The following is a 9,988-nucleotide window of genomic DNA, read 5'->3' as shown; positions in this document are numbered from 1 at the left end:
TTTATGTTTCTCTTAAAAAAGTGAAATAAAAGCTGATCTAGAAAATCAAGTATTTTAATTTAGTTCGAGGCGGGCGCGCTTTGAGAAGCGCAGTGTACTGGAAAGTACATGAGCATTCGAAAAGTAAGTCCAACGAAAAAATAAATTAAAAGACGAAGATTGTTCACCGATAAGAGTAACGAGTTGGGTTCTCAGATCAAGTAATGAAGCGCAGAAGGTGAATGCCTTGGCAGTCGAAGGCGACGAAAGACGTGGAAGCCTGCGAAAAGCTTCGGGGAGCTGGCAAACAAGCTTTGATCCGGAGATATCTGAATGGGGAAACCCGATCTATTTTATATAGGTCATTGTTAACTGAATACATAGGTTAACAAAGCGAACCGAGGGAACTGAAACATCTAAGTACCTCGAGGAAAAGAAATCAAATGAGATTCTGCAAGTAGCGGCGAGCGAACGTGGAAGAGCCTTCACGAGCTAGTTAATAGGTTAGCCAAAAGGTCTGGAAAGGCCTGCCATAGAGGGTGAAAGCCCCGTCGGCGAAAATCTGTTAATGAGACTAAACGTGAAAACAAGTAGGGCGGGACACGAGAAATCCTGTTTGAAGATGGGGGGACCATCCTCCAAGGCTAAATACTCTCGACTGACCGATAGTGAACCAGTACCGTGAGGGAAAGGCGAAAAGAACCCCGGTGAGGGGAGTGAAATAGAACCTGAAACCGTCTGCGTACAAGCAGTAGGAGCTCCGCACTTAAATTACTTTGTAGACCAGTTAATAGAGATATGAAACTGAAAAATAAAGAAGACTATTAGGATAATAATAAAAAACAAAATTAAAGATTATTGTCTTAGATAGTACACAGAGTAATTAAAGTGCGGAGTGACTGCGTACCTTTTGTATAATGGGTCAGCGAGTGACTTTTAGTGGCAAGCTTAACCGAATAGGGTAGGCGAAGGGAAACCGAGTCTGAATAGGGCGTTGAGTCGCTAGGAGTCGACCCGAAACCGAGCGAGCTAGCCATGTCCAGGGTGAAGCTTGGGTAACACTAAGTGGAGGCCCGAACCCACATCTGTTGCAAAAGATGGGGATGAGGTGTGGCTAGGAGTGAAAGGCTAAACAAGCTCGGAGATAGCTGGTTCTCCTCGAAAGCTATTGAGGTAGCGCCTCGTGTTAACGACTAGGGGGTAGAGCACTGTTTCGGTAAGGGGGTCATCCCGACTTACTGAGCCGATGCAAACTTCGAATACCTAGGACGTGATGCACGGGAGACACACGGCGGGTGCTAACGTCCGTCGTGAAAAGGGAAACAACCCAGATCACCTGCTAAAGTCCCAAAAGTTAGGTTAAGTGTGAAACGTAGTGGAAAGGTTTAAACAGCCAGGAGGTTGGCTTAGAAGCAGCCATCCTTTAAAGAAAGCGTAATAGCTCACTGGTCGAATCGGTCTGCGCGGAAGAATGAACGGGGCTCAAACCTAATACTGAAGCAGTGAATGTCATTGATTTACGAATTAATGATGTGGTAGAGGAGCGTTCGGTAAGCCGTTGAAGGTGACTTGTAAAGGTTGCTGGAGGTATCCGAAGTGCGAATGCTGACATGAGTAACGATAATGCGGGTGAAAACCCCGCACGCCGAAAGTCCCAGGATTCCTGCGCAACGGTAATCGACGCAGGGTGAGTCGGCCCCTAAGGCGAGGCGGAAACGCGTAGTCGATGGGAAACAGGTTAAAATTCCTGTACTTTTATAGACTGTGATGGGAGGACGAAGAAGGCTAGGTTAGCCGGAGACTGGTAGTTCCGGTTTAAACGTGTAGAGAGAATCTCTAGGAAAATCCGGAGGTTCGTTAATCTCGAGGCGTGATGACGAGTTGTTAACCTCGGTTAACGATGAAGTAATTGATGCCCTGCTTCCAGGAAAACTCTCTAAACTTCAGGTCTATAGGAACCGTACCGCAAACCGACACAGGTGGACAGGTAGAGAATACTAAGGCGATGAGACAACTTGGGTGAAGGAACTAGGCAAATTGGCACCGTAACTTCGGGAGAAGGTGCACCTTTTTTGGTGATTGGGTTTACCCCAAAAGCTGAGGGAGGTTGAAATAATCAGGTGGTTGCGACTGTTTACCAAAAACACAGCACTCTGCGAACTCGAAAGAGGAAGTATAGGGTGTGACGCCTGCCCGGTGCCGGAAGGTTAATTGAAGTGGTTAACTTGCGCTGAGATGGCTTTTGAAATTGAATTAGAGAAAAGAATAATTCGAAGAGAAAGATCAAAAGTCATGTCAGCGCAGGTGAAGCTGCGGATCGAAGCCCCGGTAAACGGCGGCCGTAACTATAACGGTCCTAAGGTAGCGAAATTCCTTGTCGGGTAAGTTCCGACCTGCACGAATGGCGTAACGACAGCCACACTGTCTCCACCCAAGGCTCAGTGAAATTGAAATCGCTGTGAAGATGCAGCGTACCCGCGGCAAGACGGAAAGACCCCGTGCACCTTTACTACAGCTTTACACTGGACTTTGAATTTAACTGTGTAGAATAGGTGGGAGGCGATGAAGCGAGTTCGCTAGAATTCGTGGAGCCGACCGGTGAAATACCACCCTGTTAAAGTTGAAGTTCTAACCTAGGGCCCTTAACGGGTTTGGGGACAGTGTATGGTGGGTAGTTTGACTGGGGCGGTCTCCTCCTAAAGAGTAACGGAGGAGCACGAAGGTACCCTCAGCGCGGTCGGACATCGCGCATTGCGTGTAATGGCACAAGGGTGCTTGACTGCGAGACAAACACGTCGAGCAGGTGCGAAAGCAGGTCATAGTGATCCGGTGGTTCCGAATGGAAGGGCCATCGCTTAACGAATAAAAGGTACGCCGGGGATAACAGGCTGATACCGCCCAAGAGTTCATATCGACGGCGGTGTTTGGCACCTCGATGTCGGCTCATCACATCCTGGGGCTGAAGCAGGTCCCAAGGGTATGGCTGTTCGCCATTTAAAGTGGTACGCGAGCTGGGTTCAGAACGTCGTGAGACAGTTCGGTCCCTATCTGCCGTGGGCGCTGGAGATTTGAGAGGAGCTACGCCTAGTACGAGAGGACCGGCGTGGAGGTACCGCTGGTGGTCCGGTTGTTTCGCCAGAAGCATAGCCGGGTAGCTACGTACCGACAGGATAACCGCTGAAAGCATCTAAGCGGGAAGCCTCCCTCAAGATAAGATCTCCCGAGGATTTATTCCTCCTAAAGGTCCGTTGAAGACGACGACGTAGATAGGTGGGGTGTGTAAGTACAGCAATGTATTGAGCTAACCCATACTAATTGACCGTGTGGCTTGATTTGAGAATCCAACTGGTTATTCTTTGGAATATACTTTGGAGCTGAATAAAGCATATCCACACAACATTTTTCTTACAGATTTTTTTGTTTTGATAAGCATTATTTAAGAATTATTTCCGTCAATGCGAGGGCAGAAATCCTCGTCATTGCGAGCGCGTAGCGCGCGGCAATCCAACTAGATGGCCACGCTCACTAACGTGAGCTCGCCATGACGGAAATTAAAAGAACGCCTGGCGACCTTAGCGAGTAGGTCCCACCTGATCCCATTCCGAACTCAGACGTGAAACTACTCTGCGCCAATGATACTTTGGGGTTCCCCCATGGGAAAGTAGGGCATCGCCAGGCTACTGTGTAACCAAAAAACCCGCTTAACCGCGGGTTTTTTCTTTATACTCTTCGCAATTGAACTTTGGTCTGTGTTGCCACTCAACTCGCAATCCTCATGTATTATTAATACACTCTGGTTGCTCCGTTTTCGCGGCGCCTTGACAAAAATACAATTGCGAAGAGTATATAATCAGCGTCTTTTTATTTACACTTTATGTTACAAGCTCAATATAAACTGGAAGACTTCTCTTATGAACTTCCTGAGAAACTAATAGCGTGCTACCCATCGAATCAGCGTACTGGTAGTCGTTTACTTTGTTTAAATAAAAGTAAAGGTGATATTGAACATAAAAAATTTAAAGACATATTAAATGTTATAAATGCAGGTGATTTGTTAATTTTAAATAATACACAGGTTATTCCGGCGCGCTTGTTCGCAAACAAAACGACGGGTGGCAAAGTAGAAATTTTAATTGAGCGTATTTTAGATAAAAAACGGGTTTTAGCGCAATTAAAATCAAGTAAACTCTTGAGGTTAGGCACGAAATTAATATTAGAAAATGGTGTGAGTCTAGAAATATCTTCTAGGGTGGAAAATATATTTGAATTAATTTTTTTAGTGGAAGTTCCCTCTATTCTAGAGCTACTAAATAAAATAGGCCATATTCCATTACCCCCCTATATACAAAGAGCGGATGAGTTATTTGATTGGGAGCGTTATCAAACTGTATTTGCCTCCGCACCTGGTGCAATTGCTGCACCCACAGCAGGTTTGCACTTTGACGAAGATTTGTTAGCTCAATTAAAAGCTAAGGGCGTCAATATTGCTTATATTACATTGCATGTTGGCGCAGGAACTTTTCAACCTATTCGTAGCATTCGCTTTGAAGATCACCGCATGCATAATGAGCATGTGACGGTGTCAGAAGCTGTTTGTGACCAAATAACCCTTACTAAGCAAAAAAATAAACGTGTTATAGCGGTGGGCACGACAACGGTTAGGAGTTTAGAGACCGCCGCTGTAAATGGCCAATTAAAAGCATTTGCCGGAGATACGCGCCTTTTTATTTATCCAGGTTTTAAATTTAACTGTGTCGATGCCCTAATTACTAATTTTCATTTGCCGCAATCGACATTGTTGATGTTAGTGTGTGCCTTTGCAGGCTATGAGTCTGTTATGCAGGGATATCGCGAGGCTATTAAACTAGAATATCGATTTTTTAGCTATGGCGATGCCATGTGGATTAGTTAGAGAGAATTTTCAACACACAAAATTTGCGAATAGGCAGCGAACCAGGTAAATTGCTTGGCTTAATATGATTTCCTCAGGAGAAAAGTATGAGTTTTTTTATCACTGATGTGTTGGCGCAATCAACCGCTACTTCTGCAGCCCCTCAAGCGAATGGTTATTCTCAAATTTTAATTTTATTAGGCTTTGTCGTTATTTTTTACTTGTTATTGTGGCGGCCACAAGCGAAGCGCGCAAAAGAACATCGCCAATTAATGGCCAGCTTAGCGGTAGGCGATGAAGTGACGACTACCGGTGGGATTGTCGGTAAGATTGCTCGGCTCAATGATGATTTACTTAGCCTAAAAGTTGCAGAAAACGTTGAAATTAATATACAAAAAGCAGCTGTTTCTAGTGTCTTACCTAAAGGGACTATAAAGTCTTAAACCACTTATGCTCAATAAATATCCTCTCTGGAAAAATAGTTTATTACTGGTGCTGTTGATACTTGGCTTTATTTATGCAGCACCTAATCTTTTTCCAGAGCAGCCCGCCGTACAAATTTCTCCTTCTACAGCAATAATGCATGTGAATTTGGAAGCTTTACAAGCTAGAGTCAACGCATTGATTAAAGCAGTACAGATTTCTCCTGTTAGTGAAGAGCTTAATCAGCAAACGCTTTTACTGCGATTCAATAACACCGATACTCAGCTTAAAGCCAAAGATATTTTATCTTCTGAATTAGGTGATGATTATACGGTAGCGGTTAATTTATTGTCATCGACACCGCGATGGATGCAGGCTATTGGTGCATCTCCGATGAAGCTAGGGCTGGATCTACGTGGTGGTGTACACTTTGCTTTAGAAGTCGATATTAATAATCTTATTGCGCAACGCATGCAGGGCTTAGCAAAAAATATTAGTGAAAATCTTCAACAAGCGCGTATCCGTTATATGGAATTAACGCCAAACGAAAAACGATTATCTATTTTATTCAGGGATACAAGCAGCTTAACGCAAGCGAAAAACTTGTTGCAACAACAGTTTCCAGCATTTGAATTTTCCGAAGTAACCGACAATCCCAAACAGCTTATTGTTGTTTGGTCAAATCAAGGGCTCAATAGCTTACGACAACTGGCTATAGACCAAACTATCAATACTTTACGAAATCGAATTAATGAACTCGGGGTTGCTGAACCGATTGTTCAACAACAAGGAAGTAATCGAATTTTAGTTGATTTGCCTGGCGTCCAGGATATTGCGCGAGCACAACAAATTTTAGGTGGGACAGCGACCATAGAATTTCGTTTAGTGGATACACTGCATGATCCGCATCTCGCTCAAACAAATAACGCTGCACCTGTGGGTTCGCAACTCTATCAATATGAAAATCAACCAGTATTACTGAACAAACAGGTTATTTTAACGGGTAATTCGATTACTGATGCGTCAACTAGTTTTGATGAGTCGGGACGATCCGCGGTCAGCATTAGTTTGGGTGGAGGTGGAGAAAGTTATTTTCATCAAGTTACCGGTGAAAATGTGGGGAAACCACTGGCTATAGTGTATGTAGAAACTAAAAGCACTGTAAAAGTTGTGAATGGGAAAATTACGCATATTCCTCGTAAAGTGGAACGAATTATCAGTATTGCCAGAATTCAGACTGCACTTCCGCCTAATTTTCAGGTAACAGGTTTAACCAATCCACAAGAGGCCTTAAACCTATCCTTATTATTACGTGCGGGCGCTTTGCCAGCACCGATTTACGTAGTTGAACAACGTACGATAGGTCCGCAGTTAGGCGCAGAGAACATCCATAAGGGAATTATCTCTATTGTGGTAGGATTTATGTTGGCGGTTGTGTTTATGGCTATTTATTATGGAGTATTTGGTGTCATTGCAGATATAGCTTTAGCACTTAATTTAGTATTATTAGTAGCCTTATTATCTTTGTTGGGGATGACGTTAACTTTACCTGGTATGGCAGGGATCGTGTTAACGGTCGGTATGGCGGTTGATGCTAATGTCTTAATATTTGAGCGTATTCGTGAAGAATTACGCAATGGTGTTTCACCACAGGCGAGTATTCATGCGGGTTATGATCGTGCGTTAATCACAATTATTGATGCCAACGTGACAACTTTAATTGTCGCATTAATATTATTTGGTGTTGGTACAGGTTCGATCAAAGGATTTGCTGTGACTTTAACCATAGGATTACTTACCTCTATGTTAACCGGGATCATGATAACCAGAGCCTTGATCAATGCATGTTATGGGGGACGTCCTCTAAAACGTTTGCCGATTGGTATTTAGTTTTAAAGAGTAAAAACTGTGGAATTTTTTAAAAAACAAACCCATATAAATTTTTTAGGCTTGCGTCGCTGGGCGGTGGGTTTATCTTTGCTATTAGTTATTATTTCGACCGGGGCCTTAATTACTAAAGGTTTACGTTGGGGTTTAGATTTTACCGGTGGTAGTCAATTACAAGTTTCTTTTAATCACACTGCAGATATACCGTTATTAAGAAAACAATTAGTGGCAGCAGGATTTAAAGATATCTTAGTACAAAGTTATGGAACTTCACGTGATGTATTGATAAGTTTGGCATCCCATCAACAGACTACGCAACATGATTTAAGCGCACAAATTATAAAAGCTTTACCAGGTGCACAATTAAAGCAAATTGAATATATAGGCCCACAAGTAGGGCGAGAGTTAGCCACGCAAGGTGCGCTTGCTGTTTTTATTGCCTTATTAGGCATCATGATTTATATCGCGCTACGTTTTGAATATCGTTTTGCCGTCGGAGCAGCTATAGCCTTGATTCATGATCCTATTGTTATTTTGGGGATTTTTTCTTTATTTGGGATTGAATTCAATTTGACGGCTTTAGCCGCTATTTTAGCAGTGATTGGTTACTCACTAAATGATACGATCGTTATCTTTGATCGAATTCGTGAAAACTTTCGTAAGCTACGCAAAGGCACCGCAGTAGAAGTGGTGAATCTATCGATTAACCAAACTTTGTCGCGTACTATCATGACGTCGGCCACGACATTGCTAGTCGTGCTTTCACTCTGTATTTTTGGCGGAACGATGATACATAGTTTTGCTTTAGCCTTAGTGATAGGAATCGTGGTAGGAACTTATTCGTCGATTTATGTGGCAGGAACCATCGCAGTCGCATTGGGTCTTGATCGGCGTAATTTCTTACCCCCCGTCAAAAGTGTCGATGATAGACCTTAATGCAATATGCTTCTTTAGAATTCTCAAACGAGCTTATATTTAAGTCTTTTAAAAACTATAAGTTTTTGAATAATTACTTAAGTTATCGTTGGTAATATATACCTTACTGAAAAATAATAAAAAGATACCTGTAACGGGAAAAAAAATGAATAGTTTTGCCTATGATATTACAAAATTTAAATTTTCTGTTGCTGATATTGAACAAGTAAAAAAGGACTTTACTAGAGATTTTGAGCTTATTTTTATAAATGGTAAGTCGCTAAAGGAAATTTATAACGACATGAACATTGTTGTCGAAAAGGAAGGTGACCTTCAAGAAAAAAACTTATCAATGATATGGAATGAATTCTGCTTTACAGAAGCCAATGAAGAACAATTATCGCATTGGCAAAAATTTGCTAATGCGTTATTTCATCAGGGTGGTTTGCTCTATGCGTTTGAATCAGTTTTAAGAGAAAAAATGAGTGTGCCTGAGAATAACAGTAAAGTCTATATTCCAGAAAAACCTGAAAAAGAAGTGCATATTAGTTTTGATAAGCAGCGTTTAACTATTCAAGAAAAGTGTATATTTACACAGATTCGAGACCCTGAAGAGGAGGATAATTTAGTAGCAAAAAAAGGAAGTTATCTAATAAAAGCACAATTATCACATTATATAACTTTAATCAAAGAAAATGACGAGCTAAGGTTTCGGCACGTTATTGCAGAGCCTGAATATAAATGTAAACACTCAGAGTTGCAGAAATGTTTAAATCAAAGAGAATTATCAATAATGGAAGCTTTTAAGAATATCATAAGGAAAGTATTTGGATTGAAGCCTGAGCCAAATAGCCACTCTTTTTTTCAAAAACCATGCTATCAGACTCAAATTAACCAGAGTCAAATTAATATGCAAGATGAGAGTAATAATATGCTGAAAAACCGTTACACCAAAATAAGCAATCACGGCTAAACTGAACGGATCGCTTGTAATAGTAATGGGCAAAGTTTTGGATTTGCAACCAAAATATGACCGCTAGTAAAATAATCTTCACCACCTTTTATATCACAGGCTATTCCACCGGCTTCTTGAACCAGTAAAACACCCGCAGCCATATCCCAGGGAGCGAGCTCTAGCTCTAAAGCGGCATCTAAACGTCCGGCGGCAACGTAGGCTAAATCTAATGCTGCCGATCCGGTTCTGCGTATACCACTGGCTTGCGACATCATGGCGCGTAAAGCTTCTTTATTTATAGAAGCAGTCAGTGTGTTAAAACCGCGGCTAGGAATTGAGATTCCTATTAAGGATTCTGGAATACTGGAACGTGTACTGACACGTAAACGACGCGTATAACGTTGCGTATTATCTAAATAAGCACCTTGGCCTCGCGTTGCAGTAAAGGTTTCTTGACGCAAGGGGTCGTAGATTAGCGCATGTTCGATACGATTTTTCTCATTGTTTTTAATGGCAATCGAAATAGCAAAATGCGGAAAATCATGCACGTAATTACTGGTTCCATCGAGCGGATCAATGATCCAAGTATAGCTATCACCGTTGATGGGTTCGCTTTCCTCAGCAAGTATTCCATGACTGGGATAGGCATCTTGGATAGTAGCGATAATAATTTTTTCCGCTTTTAGATCAACTTCAGTGACAACGCCGCGATTGTCTTGTTTTTGTTGCATACGCAGTCGGTCTAGGCGGTTCAAACCATCTAAAATAGTTTTGCCTGCCAGACGGGCGGCGCGATCGGCTATATTTAAGAAAGGGTGCATGGATATTGGCGATAGAGTGAAAACTAATACTATATTTTTAAAAGTATAAGAATGATACCATAGCTTATGTCTCTAAAATATCTTTATATGAAGCTATGGAAGCCAGGTATTTAAACA

6 protein-coding genes and 2 rRNA genes are annotated in these 9,988 nt (G+C 42.1%); 7 read left to right on the top strand and 1 reads right to left on the bottom strand.

Features of this window, described 5'->3' with window-relative positions; all coding sequences use genetic code 11:
* The first annotated feature begins 194 nt into the window (after positions 1–194).
* The 7 genes from AAHF87_RS03750 (at position 195) to AAHF87_RS03720 (ending at position 9,068) form a co-directional block, all read left to right on the top strand.
* Positions 195–3,315 (top strand): 23S ribosomal RNA (locus tag AAHF87_RS03750).
* Positions 3,316–3,541: 226 nt separating this feature from the next.
* Positions 3,542–3,657, top strand: a 5S ribosomal RNA gene (gene rrf / locus AAHF87_RS03745).
* Positions 3,658–3,853: 196 nt separating this feature from the next.
* Positions 3,854–4,891: a tRNA preQ1(34) S-adenosylmethionine ribosyltransferase-isomerase QueA gene (gene queA / locus AAHF87_RS03740; protein WP_342147116.1), complete on the top strand. Its 1,038-nt coding sequence runs from the start codon at positions 3,854–3,856 to the stop codon at positions 4,889–4,891.
* An 86-nt stretch (positions 4,892–4,977) separates the two neighbouring features.
* A complete protein-coding gene (yajC, locus tag AAHF87_RS03735; RefSeq protein WP_342147115.1) occupies positions 4,978–5,313 on the top strand; it encodes a preprotein translocase subunit YajC in 336 nt (111 codons plus the stop codon).
* Positions 5,314–5,320: 7 nt separating this feature from the next.
* Positions 5,321–7,183, top strand: coding sequence for a protein translocase subunit SecD (gene secD / locus AAHF87_RS03730; protein WP_342147114.1), 1,863 nt, complete (start codon positions 5,321–5,323; stop codon positions 7,181–7,183).
* A gap of 18 nt (positions 7,184–7,201) precedes the next feature.
* Positions 7,202–8,116 carry a protein translocase subunit SecF gene (secF, locus tag AAHF87_RS03725; RefSeq protein ID WP_342147113.1) on the top strand — a complete coding sequence of 305 codons (915 nt, stop codon included), beginning with the start codon at positions 7,202–7,204 and terminating at the stop codon, positions 8,114–8,116.
* A gap of 145 nt (positions 8,117–8,261) precedes the next feature.
* Positions 8,262–9,068: a hypothetical protein gene (locus AAHF87_RS03720; protein WP_342147112.1), complete on the top strand. Its 807-nt coding sequence runs from the start codon at positions 8,262–8,264 to the stop codon at positions 9,066–9,068.
* Here AAHF87_RS03720 and AAHF87_RS03715 read toward each other — a convergent pair.
* Entirely contained in the window at positions 9,065–9,871 is an 807-nt protein-coding gene (locus AAHF87_RS03715) for an inositol monophosphatase family protein (protein WP_342147111.1), read from the bottom strand. The two genes, AAHF87_RS03720 and AAHF87_RS03715, sit on opposite strands and share 4 nt — an antisense overlap.
* Positions 9,872–9,988 lie beyond the last annotated feature (117 nt).

The organism is Rickettsiella endosymbiont of Aleochara curtula (assembly GCF_964030935.1).
Lineage (GTDB): Bacteria > Pseudomonadota > Gammaproteobacteria > Diplorickettsiales > Diplorickettsiaceae > Aquirickettsiella.
This window is presented reverse-complemented; position numbering and strand designations above follow the sequence as displayed.